Here is a 25,429-nt window from a genome sequence, read left to right as displayed (position 1 = left end):
CTGACGACTAATCCCGTTCCGGAGTGAGAAAAACTGATGTAATTTTACGAAATTATGCCGTGCCGGTCATTAACAATTTTTTAGACCTAACACATCTTGCATGTCGTACAGCCCGGCCGGCTTGCCCTCCAGCCAAATTGCCGCCCTAACGGCGCCGTTGGCAAACGTCATCCGGCTGGTGGCTTTGTGGGTAATTTCCACTCGCTCGCCCTCATCCGCAAACATTACCGTGTGCTCGCCCACAATGTCTCCCGCCCTGATCGTCGAAAAGCCAATCGTTTTCCGATCGCGGGTCCCGGTTTCGCCCTCCCGGCCATAAACTGCACATTGTTTGAGATCACGCCCCAATGTTGCCGCAACCACTTCGCCCATCCGTAAGGCAGTACCGGACGGTGCGTCGACTTTATGTCTGTGATGGGCTTCTATAACTTCAATGTCTGTGTATTCCCCCATCACTTTGGCAGCGGTTTCCAGCAACTTCAACGACAAATTAACGCCTACGCTGAAATTCGGCGCCAGCACGATAGGTATTTGTTGCGCTGCAACGGCTATCGCTTGTTTTTGCGCATCGGAATAACCGGTAGTGCCGATGACTACCCTCTTGCCGGCTTGCCGGCAAATGTCGAGATAGTCCATCGAGCTGTCCGGCCGGGTAAAATCGATCAACACATCGAAATAGTCCAAGACAGCGGGCAAATCATCGCTCACGGTTATCCCGAGGGTGGAGATCCCTGCCAGCTCGCCGGCATCTTTGCCTATGGCCAGACTTTCCGGACGCGATACCGCGACGGTAAATTCGGCATGCTCCGTCAAGGCTGCCGCCTTGATCAAGCACAAGCCCATACGACCGGAAACTCCGACCAATCCAATACGCACCATGAAACTATCCTGTCAATTTATCGAAAAAGCTTTTCACGCCATCCATCCAGCTATGCTCTTGCGGACTGTGCTGCTTACCGCCGCCGGTTAGCGATTCTTGCAGCTTTTCCAGCAAGACTTGTTGCTCTTTGGTCAAACGTACCGGCGTTTCGATTTGCACCCGGCACAATAAATCCCCGATCGAGCCGCCGCGTACCGGTTTAACGCCTTTGCCGCGCAAGCGAAACAATTTGCCGGTTTGCGTTTCCGCAGGAATTTTCAGTTTGACTTTACCATCCAAAGTCGGCACCTCCATTTCACCGCCCAGACAAGCGGTCGGAAAGCTGATCGGCACCTCGCAATATAGATTCGCTCCGTCGCGGGTAAAGATGGGATGTTCTTTAACTTGCACTTGCACGTACAAATCGCCCGCCGGACCGCCGTTCATCCCGGCTTCGCCTTCGCCGGCCAAACGAATCCGGTCGCCGGTATCCACCCCGGCCGGCACTTTGACGTTGAGGGTTTTAGTCTCTTGCACCCGCCCTTGACCGTAACACTTGGGACACGGATCTTTGATCTGCTTGCCGGTACCGCGGCAATTCGGACAAGTTTGCTGAACCGAAAAAAAGCCTTGCTGCATTCTGACTTGACCGTGGCCGTGACAAGTCGTACAGGTAACGGGACTGCTGCCCTTCTTGGCGCCGGAACCGTTACATTCGCCACAGGCAACCAACACAGGCACCTTGACGACCGCTTCGGTACCGCCTACCGCTTCCTCCAAGGTCAATTCCAGGTTGTAACGCAAATCCGCACCGCGTTGTACGCTGCTGCGTTGCTGGCGGCCACCGCCGAAAATATCGCCGAATACGTCGCCGAAGATGTCGCTAAAGCTTTCCGCGCCGCTGAAACCGCCGCGTCCGCCCATGGACGGATCCACGCCGGCGTGGCCAAATTGATCGTATGCCGAACGCTTCTTCGGATCGGACAACACTTCGTAAGCTTCCTTGATCACCTTGAATTTTTGCTCGGCCTCTTCAGGATTGTCTTTGTTTCGATCCGGATGAAACTTCATCGCCATCTTGCGATAGCTTTTCTTGATCTCCGCCTCGCTGGCGTTGCGATCGACTTCCAGCAGTTTGTAAAAATCTTCTTTTGCCATGACGTGGAAAACCGCCAACGTAAATTGGCGGTTATATAGAGTGATTCAGCACTAAGAAGCCGGGGTTATCCAACCCCCCGCTTCTTACCCTACTTCGATTAAACCGCCGGTGACGATTTATTTGTGGTCGTCTTTAACTTCCTCGAACTCGGCGTCGACCACATCGTTGTCCGGCGCCGCTTGCTGATGCGCGCCTCCGGCGGTATGTTCACCGGACTGCGCTTCCGCGCCGCCTTTTTGCGCATAAACCCGCTCGGCCAGCTTGCCAGACAACTCGGTCAAGGCATTGGTTTTGGCTTCGATGGCGTCTTTGTCGTCGCCTTTCAACACGGCATGCAGATCTTTGATAGCCGACTCGATAGCCGATTTTTCGTCGCTGCTGACTTGATCGCCCAGTTCTTTCAGCGATTTCTCGGTGGCGTGGATCATGCCTTCCGCGCTGTTGCGGGCCGAAACCAATTCCTTCAGTTTGCGGTCTTCGTCGGCGTGGGCTTCGGCGTCTTTAATCATGCGCTGCACTTCGTCTTCCGACAAACCGCTGGACGCTTTAATGATGATCGATTGTTTCTTGCCGGTGGCTTTGTCCTTAGCCGACACGTTCAAAATACCGTTGGCGTCGATGTCGAAGGATACTTCGATCTGCGGAATGCCGCGCGGTGCCGGCGGAATGTCCTGCAAGTCGAAACGGCCCAGCGACTTGTTGGCCGACGCCATTTCCCGTTCGCCTTGCAGCACGTGCACGGTCACGGCGGTTTGATTATCTTCGGCGGTCGAGAACACTTGCGAGGCGTTGGTCGGAATCGTGGTGTTTTTTTCGATCAATTTGGTCATCACGCCGCCCAAAGTTTCGATACCTAGCGACAGCGGGGTCACGTCCAGCAACAAGACGTCTCTGACGTCGCCGCCCAATACGCCGGCCTGGATCGCCGCACCCAACGCCACCGCTTCGTCCGGATTAACGTCTTTACGCGGCTCTTTGCCGAACAATTCTTTGACGAATGCTTGGACCTTAGGCATCCGGGTTTGACCGCCGACCAGAATCACGTCGTTGATTTTGGCATTGGATATGCCGGCATCTTTGATCGCCTGCAAGCACGGACCCTTGGTTTTTTCGATCAAATCTTCGACCAATGACTCCAATTTGGCGCGGGTCAGCTTGATGTTCAAGTGTTTCGGACCCGACGCATCCGCCGTAATGTAAGGCAGATTGATGTCGGTTTGTTCGGACGACGACAGTTCGATTTTGGCTTTTTCCGCCGCTTCTTTCAGCCGTTGCAAAGCCAGAGGGTCGTTGTGTAAATCGATACCGTTGTCTTTTTTGAATTCGTTCGCCAAAAAATCGATGATGCGCAAGTCGAAATCTTCACCGCCCAGGAAGGTGTCGCCGTTGGTGGCCAATACTTCGAACTGGTGTTCGCCTTCGATTTCGGCGATTTCGATGATGGAAATATCGAAAGTACCGCCGCCCAGATCGTACACGGCAATCGTGGTGTCGCCTTTCGGCTTGTCCATGCCGAAGGCCAACGCCGCCGCAGTCGGCTCGTTGATGATACGTTTCACATCCAGGCCGGCGATACGACCGGCGTCTTTGGTGGCTTGACGTTGCGAATCGTTGAAATAGGCCGGCACGGTGATGACCGCTTCGGTAACCTCTTCGCCCAAAAAGGCTTCGGCGTCTTTTTTCAGTTTCATCAATACACGGGAAGACACTTCCGGCGGCGCCATTTTCTTACCGTGACACTCCACCCAAGCGTCGCCGTTGTTGGCTTCGATGATTTTGTAAGGCACCATTTTGATGTCTTTTTGCACCGCGTCTTCTTTAAAGCGGCGGCCGATCAAACGCTTGATCGCAAACAAGGTGTTTTCCGGATTGGTGACCGCCTGACGTTTGGCGGACTGACCGACCAACACTTCGTTGTCGCCGGTAAAGGCGATGATGGAAGGCGTGGTACGCGCGCCTTCGCTGTTTTCGATGACGCGCGCGGTGCCGTTGTCCAGCACCGCCACGCAAGAATTGGTGGTTCCCAAATCTATACCGATCATTTTACCCATTGATGTTCTCCGGACTTGAATTTAGTTGTAAATAAGTTGTTAGCGATATGCGGTTGATGATTTAAATTTCAAGCCTGCTCATCGATTTTTGCACTATCGGCGGGTTTGTCTTCCGCTTTTGCCACGACCACCATAGCCGGGCGCAACAAGCGGCCGTTCAGCACATAACCTTTTTGGAATACGGTAATAACGTGACCCGGCTCAACGCTGGTACTCGGCTGCATGACCATCGCCTGATGCAACTCCGGATTAAACGGTTGACCGGTGGGATCGATTGCTTCGATGTTGAATTTTGCAAATACGGATTCGAACTGCTTAATCGTCAGCTCGCTGCCCTCGCGTAATTTAGCCATCTCCGGGCTGTCGCCGGTAGCGGCTTGTATACCTAATTCCAGGCTATCCAGGACCGAAAGCAATTCTTTTGCGAACTTGGCCAATCCGTATTTGCGCTCGTCGTCCAATTCTTTTTGTATGCGCTTTTTCAGATTGTCCATCTCCGCCGCAGCACGCATGGCTTTATCCAAATTGGCCGCCGCCTGTTGCTGCGCTTCTTCCAACTGGGCACGTAAAGCATCCAGTTCCGCGCTTTGCTCGGCAGACTGCGGCGCCTCTTCTCCAACCGGCTCGTTAAACGCGTGTTTGGTTTGCTCAAGCACTTCGGCAATTAATTCACTGTCTGTCTGCTGCTCGTGGCTTGATTGCTGATGACTCATGTTCTACTCCACAGTATTAATTTTTTTCAGTCCGTAAACGATAGGGACGATTATTTACTATTCAAGGCCGCTCCCAATAATTTTGCGGTAACGTCGACGTAGGGAATGATTTTCTCGTAAGCCATCCGGGTAGGGCCGATCACTCCGAGTACCCCGACCACTTCATCGTTGACCGAATAGGACGAAGTCACCAAACTGCAATGATCGAAGGCCCGGTACCCGGACTCCTCGCCGATGAAAATCTGCACGCCTTCCGAGTTAAGACATTGATCCAACAGGTGAATCACTCCTTGCTTCTGACTGAATGCCTCGAACAACTGTTTCAATCTATCCATATGCGACAATTCCGAAAACCCCATCAGATTGGTCTCGCCGCTTAGCACATAATCTTCCTTCGGCTGCTGCTCGAACGCCAATTTAGCCATATTCACCGCATCTATCATGCCCTGATTGACCTGGTTCTTATCCTGTTCCATGTCGGATAAAATCAGTTCCCGGATGCGAGCCAGACTTTGACCGCTATAGACCGAATTCAGGTAATTGGCGGCCTGCTGCAATTCCGATGCGGCGAAAACCCGCTCGGTATGGATAATCTTGTTATGCACTTCGTCGCCGTCGGTCACGAATATCACCAGAACCCGGCCACTCGACATCGGCAGGAATTCGATGTGCCGCAGCGTGACCGACTCCCGGCGCGGCAAAGTCACCACACCTGCCATTTTGCTGACTTCAGACAACAACTTGGAAGCCTTGGACAATAACTCGGCCGGCGCGTCGGCTTCCGACAACATGTGGCTATGCAACTGATCCAATTCCTGCAATTGCAAAGGCTTAACCGTCAGCAAACTGTTGACGAACAAACGGTAGCCGCTGACGGTGGGTACTCTGCCGGCGGAGGTGTGCGGCGAATGAATCAATCCCAAATCTTCCAAATCGGCCATCACGTTGCGAATGGTTGCCGGACTCAGTTTGAGATTCGCATCCTTGGATAACACGCGCGATCCAACGGGCTGTCCGTCTTGGATATAACGCTCAACCAAGGTTTTTAATAGGTACAAAGACCTGTCGTTTAAATCTGGATTACTGGCCACAACCACTCCACCCGAAAAACCACTATTAGCACTCTAAGCCCAAGAGTGCCAGGAAAGCTAACAGCAAGCCGAAACCTTGTCAACCGCCCTGCCGGCCGGTTTCTCCAAATACGACTTACACGGGCTAACGCTTTATGAGCCGATTTTACGTATGCTGCTTGCGAAGAACTGGCAAACGAGCCCTGTTGCGATAGCGAAATTTAACTTTAATCGGTAGCTAAGCCGGCAGGTCCTATTTGTTCCGCCACCGCCTATAATTCCTTGCCGACTAGCCGGCATTGTGTGCTATGTTGCGCCACCCCTTGTGCCGGCCTACAACTAACGAGGTATAAAAGCATGCGTTTGGGACCATCCCGTTTATTAGCGCCCGCAATGGCCATCATCATATTAGCGACCGGATGCGCCTCAAGCGCTGCGAAAAACCCGGACGACCCGTTCGAGGGGTGGAACCGCAGCATGCAGGGATTCAACGATAGCCTGGACGATTACGTGATGAAACCGGTCGCCAGAGGTTACCGCTGGATAACGCCCGACATCGTAGACAGCGGCGTGACCAATTTCTTCAGCAACTTGGACGACATCCGCGTCGTCATCAATAACACCCTGCAAGGTAAGCTGGACGAAGCCGGCCAGGATACCGCGCGCTTGCTGCTCAATACCACGGCGGGTATAGGCGGATTAATCGACGTTGCCAGCGGCTTGGACTTCCCCAAGCATAAGGAAGATTTCGATCAAACCTTGGGCGTCTGGGGAGTCCCCGCCGGCCCGTATTTAGTCTTGCCGTTATTAGGACCGAGTTCGCCGCGTGGAATATTCGGTTTGCTGGGCGACACAGCCACCAATCCGATTAGCTATACGGGCTTATATTTTTCCTCGGCCACGGTCTCCCGGGCCGTATCCATCGGCCTAGGCGCGCTAAATACGACCGATTTACGGGCGGATAATTTGGAAAACGAAAAAATCGCCACTGAAGCCGCTTTAGATCGCTACGCTTTTTTCCGCGGTGCCTACCTGTCGCAAAGAAATTATTTGGTTCATGACGGCAACGTACCGCCGCAAGACTTGCTGGACATCGAGGAACTGGATGACAAACTGTCCCCGGTAAATCCTTATTGAGGCGGATGCCGCCAAGGCAAATCGCTCCGAATAAAAATGCCGGCTGGAGCACGCGTTAGTATTTGGCGACTTGGGATCGAATCAGGATTCGATCCCGGAAAATTTGGCATAAATTTTGTTGCCCAATGACTCCGGATAAACCGTCTTGGCCTTAATTCGAGCTTCATGATGACTAATAACAACGTTCTAAGCCCCTCACAAATCGAGCATTTATCGTCGTTACGATACATCAACAACATCGACGAGCATATGCGCATCGTATCCAGCGTAAAGGTGTTGGATAACGCACATCAGCACGACAACCTTGTGCTATTGCTACTCGATATTTTTATAGACGACAAACAAATCGACCAAATGAGCTTCAATCTGCACAATTATGCTTATGAAGAAATCGTCGATCTTGCGCGCAACATTCGCGGCAACGATTACATTTTGCGGGCGGTGGACACCGCTTTAGCGGGCGATATCGAATAAAGCGCTAGATTTAAGCCGTTCAAACGCCTGGCACAAGTTGTTTGCGCCTAACGTCATGGCGAGAGCATCGCTCCCACGATCAATGTCCGGGGAGCGAGCCATTTTAATGATGGGTGGAAGGCGCGCTTATTCCTCCCACTCTTCATCCGCGATTTCGTCAAACCGCCCCTCATCTTTACGGACTTTTTGTTTAAAAATCCGGTCCAGCATAGGCGACATGCTGCCGGTTATTTCCTTTTGCAAGTCGCCAATGATCTCAGCAATTTCAGGGCCGTCTTTAACGACGACGGGATATACCCCCAGCTTAATCAATTGATTGGTGGCCGAGCCGCCGGCAGAGCCGCAATACACCAAATCGCAACCGGTTAACCAGGCAAGCTTAGGCACCAGTTTGTCTTCATTGCCGTCACGTTTTTCTTTATCGAACGATTTAACTGCCAACGGTGTGGCGGTGGTGCCGTCGATACCGTATACGTGAAACCCCAAAGCCGAACCGAAATGCTGATTGACAATTTCACCGTCTGAAGTGGCAAACGCGACTTTCAGGGTTTTCTCATCGACTTCTATTTCCGCAACACTATTTACTTCAGCAAGTTGACTCATTTAAAACTCCTCAATAAACGACTGGGCCAAAACTTGAGCGCAGCAAGTCTTGGGCCGAATTGAATGACGGGTATGTTACCGACTCGCAGCAGCCGATAAGCAAACATCGGCGGCCATTCGGCCGGCCGACCCCAACCCGGTTTAGCATACCGCTATTTAATCGCTTAGAAGACGTTTATTTTTAGGGCAAACCCTTGTAGGACACGACGCGCAAGCCAATATCAAGTTACCCGGCAGGCCGGTCCGCTTACAGCTAACAGCCGACTATCGAGACCCGGCAATAAATATTTCATTATTTCAATAATTATTGTATAGTGGATTTATGGATAAAGAACTTGCCACCACCTTATTCGAGTCTTTGGCCTCCGGCGTACGTCTGGACGTCTTTCGCTTACTGGTTAAGCATGCGCCGGACGGCTTGGTTGCCGGGGAAATTGCTAGCGCTTTGGCGCTACCCGCGACCAATTTGTCTTTTCACCTGAAAGCCATGACTTATGCAGGCTTGGTGACGGTCACCCAGGAAGGCCGGTTTCTACGTTACCGAGCCAATCTGAGCGTGATGCAAGCATTGATCGATTACCTGACGGCCGAATGCTGCGCAGGACAGCCGGATTGCTGCTTCGATACCTCGCCATCGTCTTGCCGTCCGACCGATTGATTTTTTTACTGGATGATTCCGCTATGTATGTTTTGTTTCTCTGTACCGGCAATTCTTGCCGTTCGTTGATGGGTGAAGCGATTTTCAATCATTTGGCGCCTGACGGTTGGCATGCCATCAGCGCCGGCAGCAATCCCATCGGCAAACTAAATAGCAGGGCGGTGGCTTTGCTGCAGGAAAAAGGCATTTCGACGGCAGGCTATTACAGCAAATCCTGGAACGATTTACCGGTTGTGCCGGACATCGTGATCAGCGTGTGCGACAACGCCGCCAAAGAAACCTGCCCGGCCTATCTCGGTCCGGTTTTGCGCAGTCATTGGGGCGTCGAAGATCCCGCGCACTTCGAAGGAAACGAGCAGGAAATCAAGGCGGCATTCGAAACTGCATACGGCATTCTCCGTTTCCGCATCGAACAGTTTCTGGCTCTTCCTCTACAGTCCTTACAAACTGATCCGCAAAGCCTGAAAGCGGAACTCGATCGTATCGGCAGCTTGCTGTCTTAACCACACAAAGGGGTATCCCTATGAAACGTTTTCATATCCATCTCGCCGTGGACAATTTGCAACAAAACATCGCCTTCTACAGCGCCTTATTCCAAACCGAGCCGAGCGTGCTGCATGACGATTACGCCAAATGGATGCTGGACGACCCGCGCATCAATTTCGCGATTTCCAGCCGCGGCCGCCAAACCGGATTGGATCATTTAGGCATTCAGGTCGAATCGGCGTCGGACTTGGAACAAGTGCAACAGATTCTGCACGGTGCGGCTTTGCCGGTGATTGAACAAAAACAAGCAGCCTGCTGTTACGCCGAATCCGATAAGTATTGGACGATAGACCCGCAGGGCATCCCCTGGGAAGCCTTCCACTCGCTCAAAAATATTCCGACGTTCGGTAACGACTCCGATTTGCCGACCGACCGGAGTACGTCTTGTTGCGGTCCCTCGTCAAATTGCCGCCCAAGCTGATTTTTCATCCCGCAGGCAACCATCATGAATCAGCCAATTTGCCCGAGTCCGCGACTGTCGTTTCCCGATCGATATTTGACGCTTTGGATTTTTATCGCGATGGCGATCGGAGTGGCCGCAGGCTTCGCGTTACCCGATCAGGTCAATCGAATCAATACGTTGGTATCGGTCGGCACGACCAATATACCCATCGCAATCGGTTTAATCCTGATGATGTATCCTCCTCTGGCCAAGGTTCATTACGAAGAACTGGGGGACGTGTTTCGCAACTGGCGCGTTTTAGGCTTGTCCCTGATTCAGAATTGGCTGATCGGCCCGCTGCTAATGTTTGGGTTGGCGATTGGGTTTTTACGCGACTATCCCGATTACATGACCGGATTGATCCTGATCGGCCTGGCACGCTGCATTGCCATGGTCATCGTTTGGAACGAGCTGGCGCACGGCGACAAGCAATACTGCGCCGCTTTAGTCGCCTTCAACAGCGTTTTTCAAGTGTTGTTCTTCAGTGTCTATGCGTGGCTGTTTGTGACGGTACTGCCGCCGCTGTTCGGCTTGCAAGGCAGTTTGGTTGCCGTCTCTATGGTCGATATAGCCCAAAGCGTATTGATTTATCTGGGCATACCTTTTATAGCCGGGTTCAGCACGCGCTGGATACTAGTGAAAACCAAGGGCAATCAATGGTATCAGCAACAATTTGTCCCTAAGATTAGTCCGCTGACGTTGATTGCCTTGTTATTCACCATCGTGGTGATGTTTTCGCTGAAAGGCGAGTTGATTGTGCAATTGCCGTTGCACGTATTGCGTATCGCTATACCGCTGCTGCTTTATTTTGTCGTGATGTTCTTGATCAGCTTTGCCATGGGCAAAATGGTTGGCGCCGATTACTCGCAAACCACCACGTTGGCCTTTACCGCCGCCAGCAATAACTTCGAATTGGCTATCGCCGTGGCGGTGGCGGTGTTCGGCATTAATAGCGGAGCCGCTTTTGCCGCGGTCATCGGGCCGTTGATTGAAGTACCGGTAATGATCGCCTTGGTCAATGTGGCCTTTTTATTTCAGAAACGCTGGTTTGTTGTCCGCTAACGTCTAAGGATGCGGACCTTGCGGCAAAGGCTCCGTCTGACAATAATCCAGCCAACCGTCAGGTGGCGTGCGTTAAGGGTTAAACCGACTGAATAGCCCGAGATTCCTGTAACTTGACATCCCCCCGTTCAAGGTTCGTTAACGCCGTCAACCCAAGCTTTACCACGTCTGCAACTCTCATCGGTAGTTAGTCGCCAAATGTTCTATAGTTGCCGCAAGCCGTAACCATTCTCAGCGCCATTTAATCCAGCCGCCCCCGTGCAAAGACTGCGCTTTTCCATCCGCCTGACGGTAGTCAGCATTTTCGTGATCGCGACGCTGCTTACCGCCGCCGCGGCGATAGGCTTGCAATACCATTTCAGCCGGCAGATGGCGGTCGACGCCGCACTGGCGCAATACCGGCTCAGCGCCGCCAGAACGCGGGATTACCTGAGCGCAATCGACACGCGTGCCAGCGAAAGCGCGGCCCTGTTGGCGCGCTTTCCGAATTTGCTGCTCGGCCCGCGGATCAATCCGGAGGCGCGAGGTTTGTTCGCGGAAGTCATGCAACGCAACCCGCTGTTTTACGCCATATACGTGGCCTTCCCGGACGGCAGTTTGTATCAATTGGTCAATCTGGAGGCCGACCCTGCAGTTCGCATGCTGCTGAAAGCAATGCCGGCAGACCGCTGGGCCGTGATACAGCTATCCAGCGATGCGGAAGGACGCTTTCGTAGCGTGGACTATTACGATGCGGCGTTCGAAAAGCGCAGCACGCAGCGCGAACGGAGCGCATACGATCCGCGCGAACGCACGTGGTTTAAACAAGCCGGCGCAGACAAGGTGGAAAAATCGCCGCCTTATTTGTTTCAGCATTTACAAGCGCCCGGCCAAACGTATTCGACCGTGGTCGCCGGCAGCGGCGCGGTATTGGCGGTCGATATCGCTTTGTCGTCTTTATCCGCTTATCTGAACCGCTTGCCGGTCAGCCACGACGGCGAACTTTTTATCTATAGCGCCACAGGCGACATTGTCGCCGGCAATCGACTGTCGCTGGACGTCCCGCCTTTAGCCGGCGTCTCTCCCCTGCCATTGACCGAGGCACAGCGACGTTCGGTGGCCGATTCGGGAAGGCTACGGGTTTCCAACGAAATGGATTGGCCGCCCATCGACTACGCGGTCTCGGGACAACCGAAAGGTTATGCCATCGATTTGATCAATTTGCTGGCGCAAATGACCGGACTGCAGGTGGAATTCGTTAACGGCTACAGTTGGCCGCAATTGGTGGAGCTGTTTAAAAAAGGTGAATTGGACATTTTGCAACCTTTGGTTCCGACCTCCGCCAATCGGGATTTAGGCCTGTTCAGCGCCCCCATCATCAGCTTGCCGCCGGCGGTAGCGACTCGCGACGATGTCGAACCCGTGACCAGTCTGACGCAATTGAACGGTAAAGTGTTGGCCATTCCGGCCGGCTGGTCCAGCATTCAAGCCGTCCGGGCCGCCTACCCGCAAATCACGGTACTGGAGACCGGCTCGGTGCGCGAGTCGTTAGTCGCCGTATTGAACGGCACGGCACACGCGACCTTGGATTCGGCCGCTATTTTGCGTTTCACTGCCAATCAATATTTTCTGGAACATTTGCGCTTCAACGAAAACCTGAACAAACAGGATTTGGACTTTCCGGACCAGTTGAACTTGTTGGTGCACAAACACCACGCCGAATTGCTGGACATTTTGAATCAAGCCTTGGCGGCACTCTCGCCCGAACAGCTAAAGCGCTTGGAAAGCAAATGGTTCGGCAACGGCGATGCACAAAACGCCGTTGCAGACTTAGCCGTAGTACCTTATCCGCAAATATTGCCTCAACCCGACCTTGCGCCCGGTGGCGACCGGTTTTTCCAAACCGACATCGCCGGGCAAGAGCATTTCATTTACCTGACCCGGCTACACGGCAGCGATAACCCGGATGAATATTTCGCCGTCCTGGTCCCTATCGACGTCGTCCTGACACCCAGCTTGCAGAAAGTGGCGATTTCCGCAGTGGCTTCCGCCTTCGGCTTGCTGTTGCTGCTCCCGGTATCCTGGCTATTCGCTTCGCCTATCGTCAGGCCGATCAAAAGTCTGGCCCAGGAAAACCAAAAAATCCAACATCGCGACTACCAGGCGGTACGGGTCCGCGATAGCGCGATCATCGAAATCGACGAGTTGTCGCATTCGATAGGCGAAATGGCCGCGGCGATGCAGCAACACGAGCGGGAACAAAAAGAACTGATGGAGTCCATCATCCGCTTGATTGCCCAAGCGATCGACGACAAATCGCCTTATACCGCAGGGCATTGCGCCCGGGTACCGCAGTTGGCCTTGATGATAGCCCAAGCCGCCGAACGGGCGACGGCGGGTGCGTTTAAAGACTTTCGTTTCCAATCGGAAGACGAGAGGACCGAGTTTCGCATCGCGGCCTGGTTACACGATTGCGGCAAAATCACCACCCCGGAACACATCGTCGATAAAGCCAGCAAACTGGAAACCATATACAACCGCATCCACGAGGTCCGCATGCGTTTCGAAGTGCTGTGGCGCGACGCACAGATCGACTATTTGACCGCACCCAGTGCCGCAGCGGCATTGCGTAGAGACGAAATCCAAGCCCGCTTGCAAGAGGACTTTGCCTTCGTCGCCCGAACCAACCTCGGTGGCGAACATTTGGATGCATCGGATATCGCTCGCTTGCAAACATTAGCCAACACCACCTGGCTACGCCATTTCGACGACCGGCTGGGCTTATCCGCCGTCGAACTGCAACGTTACCCCACCGCACCAGCGTCGTTGCCGACCCAGGAACCCCTGTTGGCCGACAAACCCGAACATTGGCATCCGCGCTTGCACCATAACGGATACGAAGCCAAATTCGGCATCCGCATGCCCATCCCCGAACTGCTGTATAACCAAGGCGAACTGTACAATTTGAGCGTGTCGCGCGGCACGTTAACCGCGGAAGACCGTTTCAAAATCAACGAACACATGATCAGCACGATCAAAATGCTGGAAAGCCTCCCCTTCCCCAAGGAACTGGCCAAGGTCGCGCGTTACGCATCCACGCACCACGAGACCTTAATCGGCACCGGTTACCCCAGATGTTTAACGGCCGAAGACTTGTCCATACCGGAACGGATGCTGGCCGTCGCCGACATTTTCGAAGCGTTAACGGCCGCCGACCGGCCTTATAAAACACCCAAACGACTCAGCGAAGCCTTGGCGATTATGCGGAACATGGTGCTGGATCGGCACATCGATGCTGAAGTATTCCGTTTTTTTCTGACCAGCGGCGTTTATTTGGAATACGGCTGGCAGTTTTTACACCCGGATCAGCTGGATTGCGCCGATATTTCCGGTTTTTTAGACTTCAGCGCACTCGCAGGTCACGGCGATCGGCGCGGGTTCGACTGTTAAGCCGGACAAACTCTGTAACGGTTGGCATTTGCAAGTAATTCCCATACAATTTATGCAGAATTTATATTGCTAAGGGGGAGAATTGTGGCGGAAGTCCTGGTTGCGGTCGCGCTTGACGATAGCGGAAACATTGCAGCTCACGCCGGCAGGGCTGCGGATTGGCAAATATTTGCGGTCGACCTAACCAACGGAACCGCCGATCCGGTTTGGAAATTGGCCTTATCGAAAACCGGCAGCCTGCACGAATGGCACATTCGCGGCGACGGAAACCGCCACCCTCTGCATTACGTGGACGTTGCGATTGCCGGTTCGGCCGGGGAAGGCGTCATCCGCAATCTCGGCCTGCGTAATACCGCATTGTTGACAACCGCGGAAACCAACCCGTTAAGCGCCATCGAGGCTTACATGCGCGGCAATTTGGCCGCAGGCTTGCCGCATGATGAGCACGCCTGCCACAAGCAATAAGATCGCCCTTCATTCAGCCCTCCCCCATAAACCAATGCAATGCCGTTGTTAAAAAATCATGCGGATTGATTTATACGCGGCCGGCGGTATCGGGTCGAATACATTCGACTCTACCGCTCGACGGCTACGTTTCATGTCTTAACCGCTTAAAAAACCTTTCCAAACTCCACCTTGCGAGTTGCCGCCGATACATCGGCGATTCTGCCACTCCAACTGCTTGGCCGCATTCGCACAAATTCCGTCTTTAAATCGTTCCGAATGCGTAACCTAAATTTACGCTGAAATTTATCTGTGTTAAGTTGCGTAAACACGTTCATCGCCCCCTGTATGACTCCTGTATGACTACGGTTGGAAAACTTCGCCCTAAACTTAAATTCTCGTCTGCCAGACTACAAAAAATGCCGTTTAAACAAGCTGATTGTCAAAACCGGGACAATATCGTTTGGTTTTCACTCAAGCCCGTAGGCAATCCGACGGCTGACTTGGCTAACTACCTGCTTATTCTTTCAATATTCCAACTAAAGTTATCGTGACGAATAAAAAACTCCGTATTCTGGGTACACGGGGGGTACCCGCGGCCCATGGCGGTTTCGAGACTTTCGCCGAACATCTGGCTGTTTATTTACAGGAACAGGGCTGGCAAGTAACGGTGTATTGTCAAGCCTGTAGCGGAAACGCCATTTCCGAAGACACATGGCGCGGCATCAGACGGGTTCATGTTCCCGTAACCGTTCAAGGCGCGATTAGTACCGTTCTGTTCGATTGGAAATCCACCTGGCATGCCTGCCGGGAAAGCGGACTGGTTTTGACCTTGGGCTACAACACCGCTGTTTTCGGCTTGATTTACCGACTTACCGGAACCCGTAACATCATCAACATGGACGGCATAGAATGGCGCCGGCAAAAATGGCCGGCTTGGGCTAGATTTTGGCTATGGTTGAACGACTGGCTAGGCTGTTTTATCGGGAATCATTTAATCGCGGACCATCCGGAAATCAAGGCGCTATTGTCGGGCAGGGTGAGTCCGAACAAGATCGCGATGATTCCCTACGGGGCGGATTGCATAAAGATGCATGCGCCGGAACCCTACGGCTTGCGCCGGGAAACGTATGCGGTAGTCATTGCCCGCGCGGAACCGGAGAACCTTATTTTGGACATGGTGCGGGCTTGGTCGCGTAAAACTCGCAAACTAACGCTGGTAGTATTGGGCGATTATCAGCTCGGTTTGCCTTATCAGTTAGCCGTTAAAGCCGCGGCGTCCGACGAGGTGTTGTTCACCGGCGCCATTTACGATAAAGAGATTGTGCAGGCCTTAAGAGTCAACGCGCTGTTTTATCTGCACGGACATACGGTTGGCGGCACCAATCCGTCCTTGGTGGAAGCCTTGGGTGCCGGTAACGCCATCGTCGCGCACGACAACAAATTCAACCGCTGGGTTGCCGGCGATGCGGCGCTGTATTTTTCCGATGAAGACGGCTGCGCGGCCATCATCGATACCTTGTTGACGGACGATAAACAGTTGGCGAAATTAAAATCGCAAGCGCTACGCAGGCACCAGGAGGCTTTCACTTGGGAAAAAATTCTGGCCGAGTATCAGGCTTTATTCGAGCAATGGATCTAAACCGCTTTCACTTCGCTACTTTAAAACCTGACCCCCCAAAAGCTGCAATATGATAGCCGAATGCAACCGTTATCTTGCCGAACGTTATGCCGGGAATACCGCCTGGGAAGGCTTTGTGCTGGAGGCGGGAGGCGGCAGTTTCAGCCATTTTAACTTGCCGGGCGCCAGTCAATTTCTGAGCATCGATATCGACTACGGCCAACTGGCGCGCAACCGGCAAATCGAAGCCAGGGTGCAAGCCGATCTACACCGCTTGCCTATTCGCGCCGACTGCATCCGTGCAGTGATTTGTTTCAACGTGATCGAACACTTGCAACAACCCGATATCGCCTTGACCCAATTGATCCAAAGCCTGGTTCCGGGCGGCATCATGATTTTGGGTTTTCCCAACCGCGGCAGTTTGAAAGGGCTGATTACCCGTTTGACGCCGTATGGCTTTCATCGCTGGTACTACCGCTGGATAGTCGGTAAAAAAGACCGAGGCGACGGCCATTACGATGTGTTTCCGACGCCTTTCCATCCTTTGGTCGACGACAAACGCATATCGGCCTGGCTGGACCAGCACGGCATGAAGGTGATGTTTTACCGCCGATACGACGGCGCCAAAGCCTACGGAATTACCTCGGGCAGTTTAAAACGTAAATTGGCGGCCTTGCCCTACTATTTCATCGCCGGAATCGGCGAAAAATTAGGCCTTGCCGATTGGCCCGGTCCGGATTCCGACATTTTACTCGTCGCCGAAAAAAATTAAGGTGCTTATGCTATCGTCCAGACTCGCCGAATACGCCGCCGATTTTTGCTGTCCGCATTGTCAAACCTATCCGCTACAGGCCAGCGCCGCAACCCTGGTCTGTAGCGGCTGCGGCGCGCAGTATCCCGTACAAAACGGCATTCCGATCTTGTTGACCGGCAGCTCCGCGCAAAACCACGCAGGAGAACTCTCGACCGAGCACGGACTAGCCATGGTCGCCGAATACGAACACAGCAAACCGACCCGCGCCACGCTCTTACAACGCGTGTACCGTTTTTTGCGTCCGCCCGAGATGATGTTGCACTTTAATCCCGATTTGCGCCGCACCCCGGACACCCGAGCACTGTTCGATTATCAAGGCGAGGCTACCCGCATCCTGAACGTCGGCGGCGGTCCTCACCGTTATTCCGACAGGGAAATCACCTTGAACTTGGCCGCGTTTCACAACGTGGATTGCGTCGGCGACGCGCACCACATTCCGTTTCGCGACAACTGCTTCGACTCGGTGATCTGCAACGCGGTATTGGAGCATGTTTACCAGCCGGAATGGGTAGTGGCGGAAATGCTCAGAGTGCTAAAGCCGAACGGCCGCTTATACGCCGAACTGCCTTTCATTTTTTTCTTTCACGGTTATCCCAACGATTTTCACCGCTTTACCTTGGAAGGGATGAAAAAATTGTTCGCCGGCCTGGAGCAACCGCAATTCGGCATCACGCTGGGGCCGGTTTCGGCCATTTTGCAATCGGCCAATATTTTGTGCGGCATGCTGATCCCGGATAACTATCCAAAGCTGCGCAAATTGGTTAACGGCGCGTTTCGCTGGCTGTTTTTCCCATGGAAATATTTGGACAAATTAATGAGAAACCACCCGGACGCCCATAAATTGGCCGGAGGCTTTTACGTACTCGGCAGGAAAAAGGCCTAAAATGGATACGACCCTTCCGGACGGCTATAGCCCGGTCTGTTGCGATTACTGCGGCCATTGCGACGGCCAGCCGCGCTACCGCCTGCACCACTCTTGGCTGGTAAGCTGCCCGCAGTGCGGAATGACCTACGTCAATCCCAGAGTAAAAACCGCCTTATTAAGGGAAAAACTGCAAGCCTGGGCGGAAAACGACGTCGTGGACGCCGAACGGATCAGAATTGCTTTCGAGGAAAATACCTTAAGCCTGTACCGCAGTTATCTGGCCGAATTGCAGCGCTTGCACCGTCTACCCGGCACGAGGCTGTTGGATATCGGTTGTTCCACCGGCGCTTTTTTAAGCGTGGCTCGCGAAAATCATTGGCTGGTCGAAGGCTTGGAATACGGAAACGCCTCCGCCGAATATGCCCGAACTGCGCTGGGGCTTAAGGTTCATAACGCCGCCGTCGAAGAATTCCGCCCGGACCAAGCATTCGACGTCGTCAGTTTGCTGGAAGTGATAGAACACTTGGAGTCGCCGCGCGCTTGCTTGACCCGCATTCGCGATTGGCTGCACCCGGACGGGCTGTTGCTGATTTCCACCCCCAACTTCGACAGCCTGTATAGGCGCTGTTTCGGTGCCCAATGGTGGGTCGTCAACTGCGAAGACGAACATATTCAGTTATTCAATAAAGCGACTTTATGCGCAATGCTGGAAGCGACCGGATACCAAGTCGAACACGTGGTGATCCGCAGCATAGACATCGCCGGATTGATACGGCAAACCCTGGGATCGTTCAAAAGCAGACAGCCGGACGGCGACGCGGAAATGGCCGATTACTATCAAACCCGTGGCCGCAAGGAGAAGATTAAAACGCTATTGGCAAAAACCGGCCTGTTGAAACTGGTCAGAACCCTGCTACGCGGTTTGGATTATTTATTCTCCCAACCCTGGTCGCCGTTATTCGGCTGGGGCGAGCAGCTGATTGTGATTGCCCGGCGGAGGACTTAGTGACGACCCCGCCCCTACCGGCACCGGAGGAAATTCGGCGCATCGCCTGTCTGATGCTGGCCGACCTGGGCGATGCCTTGGTAGTTACTCCCGCCTTACACGCACTAAGAGAAAAATATCCGCACGCAGCCATTACGGTGATAGTCCGCGCCAACGTCGCACCGCTACTGAGTCATAATCCGCATATAGACGCCTTGCTGATTTATCGAAACGACAAGGCTTGGGGCAAATACCTATTGCTTTGGCGCTTACTTGGCCGGCGTTACGATCTGTGGGTGGATTTACACACCCCCACATTCAACACCTTTTGCTCCAACGCCGAAGTTTTCAAACGCAACGCTTTCTTGATGCGGCTGGCGATGCCTAGATACCGGGCCGGGTTTGCGCTGGCCGAGCTGGCGCCTTTTTTGACTCACCCCGTGCCCGTGCCGACGGATACCGAATTGGCCGGCGAGAACATCGTCGATACCACCTTGCGTTTGTTAAACCAAGCCGGTAACCGTCATTATAAAAAAGCCTTTTATTTGAGCGACGCCAGCCGGCGCCGGGCAGCCGAGGTCATCGAGCACGAGGGCCTCAAGCCGCCGCTGATCGGCTTTTTTTTCGGCTCCAAACAGCCCGCCGAAGTATGGCGCGAAGATTTGGCCAAAGCGTTTCTGGAAAACTTGCTGGAACGGCACACCGATATTTCCGTCTTGATATTCGGTGGAGAAATCGAACGACCGGCGGCGGAGCGCATGTGTGCCAGCCTGCCAGACCACAAACAAGCCAGGGTCAGAAATTTTGCCGGACGAGCCCATTTGCAACATACCGGCGCATTGATGGAACGCTGTAGCGCTATCGTCACCAGCAACAGCGGCCCCATGCACATGGCCGACGGCCTGAACCTACCGATGGTCGCACTATTCAGCAGCCGAAACTACTTGCCTATCTGGTTGCCCATCAATAAACAAGCTATCGTGTTGAATCATCCGGTAGAATGCAGCCCTTGTTTAGCCATGGCTTGTCCGTTGGCTCACCCTTGCGTCGACTTGATCAGCCCCGCCGAAGTCTTGGTGGCGTTTGAAACATTACGCGACAGGATTAAAGCCAATTCGAACTATCCCTAGCCACCAATCCTCCCAGCCCCATTCAGCGGCAATCAAGCAATGACAACCCAGCCCGAGCTTTGCGTGTTGTGTGTAAGCGTTTACCCTGCCGAAGCACCCTCCGTCTACCACCGCGTCACGGCTTATCAAGCCGATTTGCAGGCGCGCGGCATTCGGCTGGAAGTAGAAGGCCTGATTACCTCGAACTTATTTCGCGACCGCCGCCGCCGCGGTTCGTGGGCGAGCTTGCGCAAAGCCGCAATGTTCGCTTATTGCTGTTTAGTACGGTTACCGGCGTTGCTGGCCAAGGTTAGGCGTTACGACGCAATCATCATCCAGCGCGAGGTTTTCCCGCTGGGAAAACCTTGGGTCGAACGCTTGATTTGCAGCTTGAATCCCAACGTCGTGTACGATTTGGACGACGCCATCTGGTTTGCGCCGTCTAATTCGGTCAACCAACGTAAACGGTTTTGGTATGCGGATAGAGTGGGCGAACTCATAGCCATGAGTCGGCGCATCGTGGTCGGCAACCGATTTTTAGCCGATTACGCCCTGCAATTTCATCGCGAGGTGCATATTTTGCCGACCGGTTACGACGATTTGGGCGGTTGGCGGCCTAAGTCGAACGACGTACCTATCATCGTTTGGATAGGCAATTTAGGTAACGCCTGCTATTTGCAGGAGCTGATTCCGGTATTTCGAAAACTGGCCGAACGCTATCCGTTCAAACTGCGCTTAATAGGCGGCGACGATATATTCGATTTGCCCATGCAAGGCATTGCCGTCGAGTACCTGCGCTGGCAAAGAGATGCTGAAGCCGAATGGCTGTCGACCTCGGATATCGGCATCATGCCCTTGTGGGACATGCCTTACGAGAAGGGTAAGTGCGCATTCAAATTAATTCAGTATTTTTCCGCCGGCTTGCCGGTGGTCGCGTCGCCGGTCGGCATCAATCGGGAATTGATCCTGGCGGAAAACGGCTATTTAACGCAGAGCGGCGCGGACTGGGAAAACGCCCTGTCCCAACTTGTCGAGTCCGGCGAACTTAGAGCAACCCTGGGAAAAAACAATTATCGACTTTACCAAACTCGCTATGCCCGCGAGGTAATCGGGCAAGCTTGGTACGGCCACTTGATAGCGGCTGCGTCGGGCAAAGATCGGTAGATTTACGATTTGACGCCGGCCTTAGACCTGGAAACGTTGAACAACAAGCCCGCCAAGCCGATTAAGGCCAACACGCCAGGCTCCGGAATGGCATTGAGATTAGCGGCCAGTTCGAAGGCTAGTGGAAACGAGCCGCCATTTCCGTCAGGAACCGCCACTTCCACCAACCAGACGGTAGGATCGGCAATCAATGGGAAAAAGCCGAACGCGTCCAACCCGCCGCTATTCAAGGATGACTGGCTATACAAAACCATATCCCCCAACAAAGGCAGCTCGTAGTAGAAACCGATTACACTACCCGCCGCCGCAAAGCTGCCCGCAACCGAGGCCGTGTTTAAGTCGAATACGATACCGGCGGTCAAATCGACCAAAAACGCCTGTGCCGTGTTATGGTTGCCGGGGCCGAATAATTCGATACGGTTAGAGGGATCCGTGGGATCCGTCCCTTTCACATAAAAGCCGAAAATGGTATCGGTCACAGACGATCCGAGGTCGGCCAACTCTAAGGTAAAAAACTGATTACCGGAGGTCGGGCTAAACAGTTCCGAACCGCTATCGTCTTGAAAGGTAGCAGGATCGGGATTCGAGAATGCCGCATTGGCAAACTTGAAAGGCAAAGCCAACGAAACGGTTAAAAGCGTAGCTAACAGAATGTTTTTTCTCATCATTGTTCTCCGTTATCGAATAAACCGAACAGGAGAACCCACTCTGACCTGCCGCGCTTACTGTAAGAAAATGATTACTTAAAGTAAGCATTTGTGTCAACAAAAACTTTAACTGGGTCACAGTTTAGCCGGCGATTGTGCGATTATTTGCGGCAAGCGGGAAATGATCGCCAGCGAAAACCCGAACAAAATCATGTAGCGTACTTCCGCATAGACCGGGTTGAAGATTCCGCTGAACAACAGCATCACCAATGCCAGGAAAATGCAGATCACTAAGGCGTGGTATTCCGCGTAGCGCCGATTTTTCAATTTTCTCAAAATTTCCCAAATCGTCAGTCCCAATATCACCAGCAAGCACAGCGCCCCGAGCAGACCAAGTCTTAACAGTATCCAAAAATACAGGCTGTGAATGTTCTCCAAATTGGTCGAGAAATATCCCAACCTAGCCTGAATATCCCACAGCGGCCGAAACCCGACCCCCATTAACGGTAGATCGGCAAGATTTTGATGAAACCAGATGAACAGCGTCATGCGGTATAAGGTCGAGGGATCGCTAACGCTGGTTTCGTTGATGCGGTTCATGATGGCGGCCAAAAGCCCCGGACTGAACAACAAAGCCGCGCCCATCCCGGCAATCCCGACCATGATCAACAAAAAATAACGGTGGCGCTGCTGCGGCGGAATCAGAAACGCCAAGACGACTGCGGCCAAGATAATCGCTCCCCACATGGTCCGGCGAAACGAGGCGAAAATAAACCCGCTCAAAATGATGCACAGTATGCCTAGCCAGAGCAATTGCCGAGGCGTGGTTTTACGATAAATCCAAAGACATAACACGTAAAAAATAACCAAGCCGAAAATCCAAGTAGTCGGCGAGTGATAGAACAGCGGTTTGTTCTCCGCCATCAAGCGGGGATGCAAAGCGAAACGAATAACCCCTATCGGCACCATAATGACGGCCGCCGCCAGAAAGGTATGGACGAAATTGTCCAAATCCCGCCGCCGGCGAAAAAAAAACAAGCCGAGTAAATAAGCGAATACCAGTAGCGAAAAGTTTTTAAACTGAAACAACGCTATCAGCTTGGCCGCGCGTTCGTTAACCGCCGGCATGGTGGTGGATACGTTCGCCACGGCCGCATCGAAAGGACTGCCGAACAAGACCGATAACCCGGTAGAGGTCAACAGTACCGCGCAGAGCAAGGCTATGCCTAAGGAGATGCGATCTAAAGGCAGGGCAAACGACTGTTTCAGCAACAACAAGCGTATCGTGAACCCCGCCAAAGTTGCCGCCAACAACGCATCGGGCGCATAAAAGCCGGGAATTCCCAGCGAAACGGAATAAAACGCGGTCCGCGTAGAGCGTTCCAGAGTTTCTCCCTCCCCGCTGGGAAACTCTTCCAATACCAATATCGCGAGTAAAAATAGCAGGGTTAACCGCCGTGGTTGCACCGACAACAGCAACGCCACGGGCAGACCGCAAGCTACCCCCACTGCCAGCAGATTGTGTTTTTCCGCGCCTGCCACCAACACGGCGGCGCCTAGCATACCCAGCGTTACGGCGAAAATGGTGCGCGGCGCATTTTCGCCGTAAACGCTAAACATGGCGGTATAAAAACGCCGGTAGATTATAGATACGCTGATTAATCACCACGCCCAGTTGTTTACATTCGGCGCGTTCCAATTCGCTAATCAGTACCTGTACCTGCTCGCGAATCGGTCCGCGGTATTTGACGACGGTTAAGCTGTGTTTGACGATAGCCGCCAAGGCGAACACGTCTCGGTTACGATGAGCCGCCGAACTATCCACCACTACTCGGTTTGCCCGCTGCAGCAGCAGGTCTAACAGTTTGCTGAGGCGATGGTGCGGCAGTTTCTTGGCGGCATTGCCAGAGCCGTACAACGAGACGATCTGTAAATTGGCAAGCAAGGTAGGACACAACGCTTGCTCAAGCTGTTCCGACTCCAGATTGACCAACGCCACGCGCGGCGCTTCGCCCACTAAAACCCGAAACAAACGCTGGTCGTCGCTCGCGTCGATCAATACTACTTTGGCTTCTCTGTCTAACAGGGCGCTAAAAACCCCCAGCAACAACACCAGACTGGTTTTTCCTTCCGCATCGGCCGCACTGGTCATCAGCACCGCATGCGCTCGATCGCGAAAAACGGTGTACAACTCGTTGTCCAAGGCCCGAAACAACTCCATTGCTTCGGGATGACGCAGTATTTTGGCGTAGTCTTTATCGATACGAGCGCTTAGCTCGTCCAAGGTGAGCCCCGGCGGGGCCAAGCTTGCAGGGGAATTCATCATTTAAATTTTACGTAGCGAGCCTATGGTTCTGAGGCCTAAGTGAGTACTGACGTCCTTGACGGAACCGATAGAATGATCGAAGTAAGCCAATACCAAAACCAGCATTAGCCCCAAGCCGGTACCTAAAAACACGGACAAGATCATAGTCAGCTTACGCTTCGGCGACACCGGGTCTTCGTTTGCTTCGGCTTTTTCCAACACGGTGACCAAGCGCATTTGATCGGTTTGGCCTTCTGCGATCAAGGTGGCCTTCTCCAAATTTTTCTTCATGTACAGATAGCTTTCCTGGTCCAGTTCGAACTGGCGTTTTAACCGGTGCAATTCCAATTCGCGTTCGGGAATGGCGTTAATCAAGGCGACATAGCTTTGCAGCTTGGCTTTCAAGCCGACGATGCGCGGATCACTCGCAGCAAACAAACTGGATAACTGGCGCAATTCGTCTTCCATTTTCAAAATGTAGATTTTGATTTCGTCCTGAGCGCCGGTGCTGTCGGTAATACCGACTATGCTTTGCACCCGCCCCTCCCGCTCGCTCAACACCGCTCTGTCGTTTTTTCTGAAGTGCTCCAACTCTTTCTCGGAATGCTCCAGACGTGTCGTAACGTCGTTCAGTTGGTTTTGCAAATAATCGATAATACCGTTGGCTTGCGCCCGTATGGTTTGGTTGTAAAAGTTTTGAAATTCGTTGACCAGCGCATTCAAGGTATCGGCCGACTCTTGGGCATTTTTTGCCCGGTAACTTAATTTCAAGACCTTGCTTTCCGGCGCCGTTTCCACCATCAGATTGTCCAACACCGCAGCGATGGCTGCCGCCTCCGGATCATGGGGCTTAGCCCAAGAGTCGATGCCCAAACTTTTTCCTAAGGTGCGCTTGATATCGCCCACCCACATACTCAATTTTTCCATGCGCCCTATCGTACGCGTGTCTTTTAGATTCAGCTGTTTGACTACGGCAGCCGCCAGAGTGGCGCTCGCCATTACATCCTTTTGGGTATTGAAGTCGATGACTTTTTCGAAATCGCTTTGCGGAGCGGAATCGGCCAAAGGCTGCATCAATTGACTGTTGTTGATGATGATCTTGGCTTTCGCTTCGTAACTCGGCGACAACAAGTAATAGACCAAGAACGCGCTGACTGCGATCGTGGTACATAAAACCACCAACACGCTGCGCTTGTATTCGAAAAACAAGCCTAACAATTCTCGGCGAGTCGGCAACTCGTGTTCTACGTCGATTCCGTTGCGTGTCTGCAT

At 53.1% G+C, this 25,429-nt stretch carries 24 protein-coding genes; 14 read left to right on the top strand and 10 right to left on the bottom strand.

Annotated elements, in window-relative coordinates:
* Positions 1–69: 69 nt before the first annotated feature.
* The 5 genes from dapB to hrcA form a co-directional block, all read right to left on the bottom strand.
* The gene (gene dapB, locus AB0A83_RS06050; protein ID WP_367155691.1) at positions 70–879 is read right to left on the bottom strand and encodes a 4-hydroxy-tetrahydrodipicolinate reductase; all 810 of its coding nucleotides are present in this window, start codon (positions 877–879) and stop codon (positions 70–72) included.
* Positions 880–883: 4 nt separating this feature from the next.
* Positions 884–2,017, bottom strand: coding sequence for a molecular chaperone DnaJ (dnaJ, locus tag AB0A83_RS06045; RefSeq protein WP_150047402.1), 1,134 nt, complete (start codon positions 2,015–2,017; stop codon positions 884–886).
* A 117-nt stretch (positions 2,018–2,134) separates the two neighbouring features.
* Positions 2,135–4,069 (bottom strand): molecular chaperone DnaK, encoded by a 1,935-nt coding sequence (gene dnaK / locus AB0A83_RS06040; RefSeq protein ID WP_150047401.1) that lies wholly within the window; start codon positions 4,067–4,069, stop codon positions 2,135–2,137.
* 68 nt (positions 4,070–4,137) lie between these two features.
* Positions 4,138–4,782 (bottom strand): nucleotide exchange factor GrpE, encoded by a 645-nt coding sequence (gene grpE, locus AB0A83_RS06035; protein WP_150047400.1) that lies wholly within the window; start codon positions 4,780–4,782, stop codon positions 4,138–4,140.
* Between the two features lie 50 nt (positions 4,783–4,832).
* The gene (hrcA, locus tag AB0A83_RS06030; protein WP_150047399.1) at positions 4,833–5,873 is read right to left on the bottom strand and encodes a heat-inducible transcriptional repressor HrcA; all 1,041 of its coding nucleotides are present in this window, start codon (positions 5,871–5,873) and stop codon (positions 4,833–4,835) included.
* Positions 5,874–6,245: 372 nt separating this feature from the next.
* Between hrcA and AB0A83_RS06025 the strand changes: the two genes are divergently transcribed.
* Together AB0A83_RS06025 and AB0A83_RS06020 are read left to right on the top strand one after the other, a co-directional pair.
* The gene (locus tag AB0A83_RS06025) at positions 6,246–6,989 is read left to right on the top strand and encodes a VacJ family lipoprotein (RefSeq protein ID WP_232056795.1); all 744 of its coding nucleotides are present in this window, start codon (positions 6,246–6,248) and stop codon (positions 6,987–6,989) included.
* A 168-nt stretch (positions 6,990–7,157) separates the two neighbouring features.
* Positions 7,158–7,463, top strand: a complete 306-nt coding sequence (locus AB0A83_RS06020) for a hypothetical protein (RefSeq protein ID WP_150047397.1) — start codon at positions 7,158–7,160, stop codon at positions 7,461–7,463.
* A gap of 126 nt (positions 7,464–7,589) precedes the next feature.
* Here the strand turns inward: AB0A83_RS06020 and AB0A83_RS06015 are convergent, their stop codons facing one another.
* On the bottom strand, positions 7,590–8,066 hold the full coding sequence (locus AB0A83_RS06015) for a NifB/NifX family molybdenum-iron cluster-binding protein (protein WP_150047396.1): 477 nt from the start codon (positions 8,064–8,066) through the stop codon (positions 7,590–7,592).
* Positions 8,067–8,388: 322 nt separating this feature from the next.
* Here AB0A83_RS06015 and AB0A83_RS06010 point away from each other — a divergent pair, with 322 nt between their 5' ends.
* The 12 genes from AB0A83_RS06010 (at position 8,389) to AB0A83_RS05955 (ending at position 21,205) form a co-directional block, all read left to right on the top strand.
* Positions 8,389–8,724, top strand: coding sequence for a helix-turn-helix transcriptional regulator (locus AB0A83_RS06010; RefSeq protein ID WP_150047395.1), 336 nt, complete (start codon positions 8,389–8,391; stop codon positions 8,722–8,724).
* A 23-nt stretch (positions 8,725–8,747) separates the two neighbouring features.
* Entirely contained in the window at positions 8,748–9,227 is a 480-nt protein-coding gene (locus AB0A83_RS06005; RefSeq protein ID WP_367155689.1) for an arsenate reductase ArsC, read from the top strand.
* Positions 9,228–9,247: 20 nt separating this feature from the next.
* The gene (locus tag AB0A83_RS06000; protein WP_150047393.1) at positions 9,248–9,691 is read left to right on the top strand and encodes an ArsI/CadI family heavy metal resistance metalloenzyme; all 444 of its coding nucleotides are present in this window, start codon (positions 9,248–9,250) and stop codon (positions 9,689–9,691) included.
* 24 nt (positions 9,692–9,715) lie between these two features.
* Positions 9,716–10,774 carry an ACR3 family arsenite efflux transporter gene (arsB, locus tag AB0A83_RS05995; protein WP_367155687.1) on the top strand — a complete coding sequence of 353 codons (1,059 nt, stop codon included), beginning with the start codon at positions 9,716–9,718 and terminating at the stop codon, positions 10,772–10,774.
* Positions 10,775–11,032: 258 nt separating this feature from the next.
* Positions 11,033–14,203 (top strand): HD domain-containing phosphohydrolase, encoded by a 3,171-nt coding sequence (locus tag AB0A83_RS05990; protein ID WP_367155686.1) that lies wholly within the window; start codon positions 11,033–11,035, stop codon positions 14,201–14,203.
* An 84-nt stretch (positions 14,204–14,287) separates the two neighbouring features.
* Positions 14,288–14,668, top strand: coding sequence for a nitrogen fixation protein (locus AB0A83_RS05985; protein ID WP_150047390.1), 381 nt, complete (start codon positions 14,288–14,290; stop codon positions 14,666–14,668).
* Positions 14,669–15,197: 529 nt separating this feature from the next.
* Positions 15,198–16,289 (top strand): DUF1972 domain-containing protein, encoded by a 1,092-nt coding sequence (locus AB0A83_RS05980; RefSeq protein WP_367155685.1) that lies wholly within the window; start codon positions 15,198–15,200, stop codon positions 16,287–16,289.
* 49 nt (positions 16,290–16,338) lie between these two features.
* A complete protein-coding gene (locus AB0A83_RS05975; RefSeq protein ID WP_150047388.1) occupies positions 16,339–17,040 on the top strand; it encodes a methyltransferase domain-containing protein in 702 nt (233 codons plus the stop codon).
* A 7-nt stretch (positions 17,041–17,047) separates the two neighbouring features.
* Positions 17,048–17,965: a methyltransferase domain-containing protein gene (locus tag AB0A83_RS05970; RefSeq protein WP_150047387.1), complete on the top strand. Its 918-nt coding sequence runs from the start codon at positions 17,048–17,050 to the stop codon at positions 17,963–17,965.
* A gap of 1 nt (position 17,966) precedes the next feature.
* Complete coding sequence (locus AB0A83_RS05965) at positions 17,967–18,953, top strand: class I SAM-dependent methyltransferase (protein ID WP_150047386.1); 987 nt, start codon at positions 17,967–17,969, stop codon at positions 18,951–18,953.
* Positions 18,953–20,062, top strand: coding sequence for a glycosyltransferase family 9 protein (locus AB0A83_RS05960; protein ID WP_367155683.1), 1,110 nt, complete (start codon positions 18,953–18,955; stop codon positions 20,060–20,062). Before AB0A83_RS05965 ends, AB0A83_RS05960 begins: the two co-directional genes overlap by 1 nt.
* Positions 20,063–20,101: 39 nt before the next feature.
* Positions 20,102–21,205: a glycosyltransferase gene (locus AB0A83_RS05955; RefSeq protein ID WP_367155682.1), complete on the top strand. Its 1,104-nt coding sequence runs from the start codon at positions 20,102–20,104 to the stop codon at positions 21,203–21,205.
* A gap of 2 nt (positions 21,206–21,207) precedes the next feature.
* On the opposite strand, the gene AB0A83_RS05950 is transcribed toward AB0A83_RS05955, so the two are convergent.
* The 4 genes from AB0A83_RS05950 to AB0A83_RS05935 form a co-directional block, all read right to left on the bottom strand.
* Positions 21,208–21,870 (bottom strand): PEP-CTERM sorting domain-containing protein, encoded by a 663-nt coding sequence (locus tag AB0A83_RS05950; protein WP_190303261.1) that lies wholly within the window; start codon positions 21,868–21,870, stop codon positions 21,208–21,210.
* Positions 21,871–21,987: 117 nt separating this feature from the next.
* Positions 21,988–23,472, bottom strand: a complete 1,485-nt coding sequence (locus tag AB0A83_RS05945; RefSeq protein WP_367155681.1) for an O-antigen ligase family protein — start codon at positions 23,470–23,472, stop codon at positions 21,988–21,990.
* Complete coding sequence (locus AB0A83_RS05940) at positions 23,465–24,178, bottom strand: hypothetical protein (protein WP_367155680.1); 714 nt, start codon at positions 24,176–24,178, stop codon at positions 23,465–23,467. The genes AB0A83_RS05945 and AB0A83_RS05940 overlap by 8 nt, the downstream gene beginning before the upstream one ends.
* A complete protein-coding gene (locus tag AB0A83_RS05935) occupies positions 24,179–25,429 on the bottom strand; it encodes a GumC family protein (RefSeq protein WP_367155678.1) in 1,251 nt (416 codons plus the stop codon). It abuts the gene before it with no gap.

The organism is Methylomonas sp. HYX-M1 (assembly GCF_040741385.1).
GTDB classification, from domain to species: domain Bacteria; phylum Pseudomonadota; class Gammaproteobacteria; order Methylococcales; family Methylomonadaceae; genus Methylomonas; species Methylomonas rhizoryzae.
This window is presented reverse-complemented; position numbering and strand designations above follow the sequence as displayed.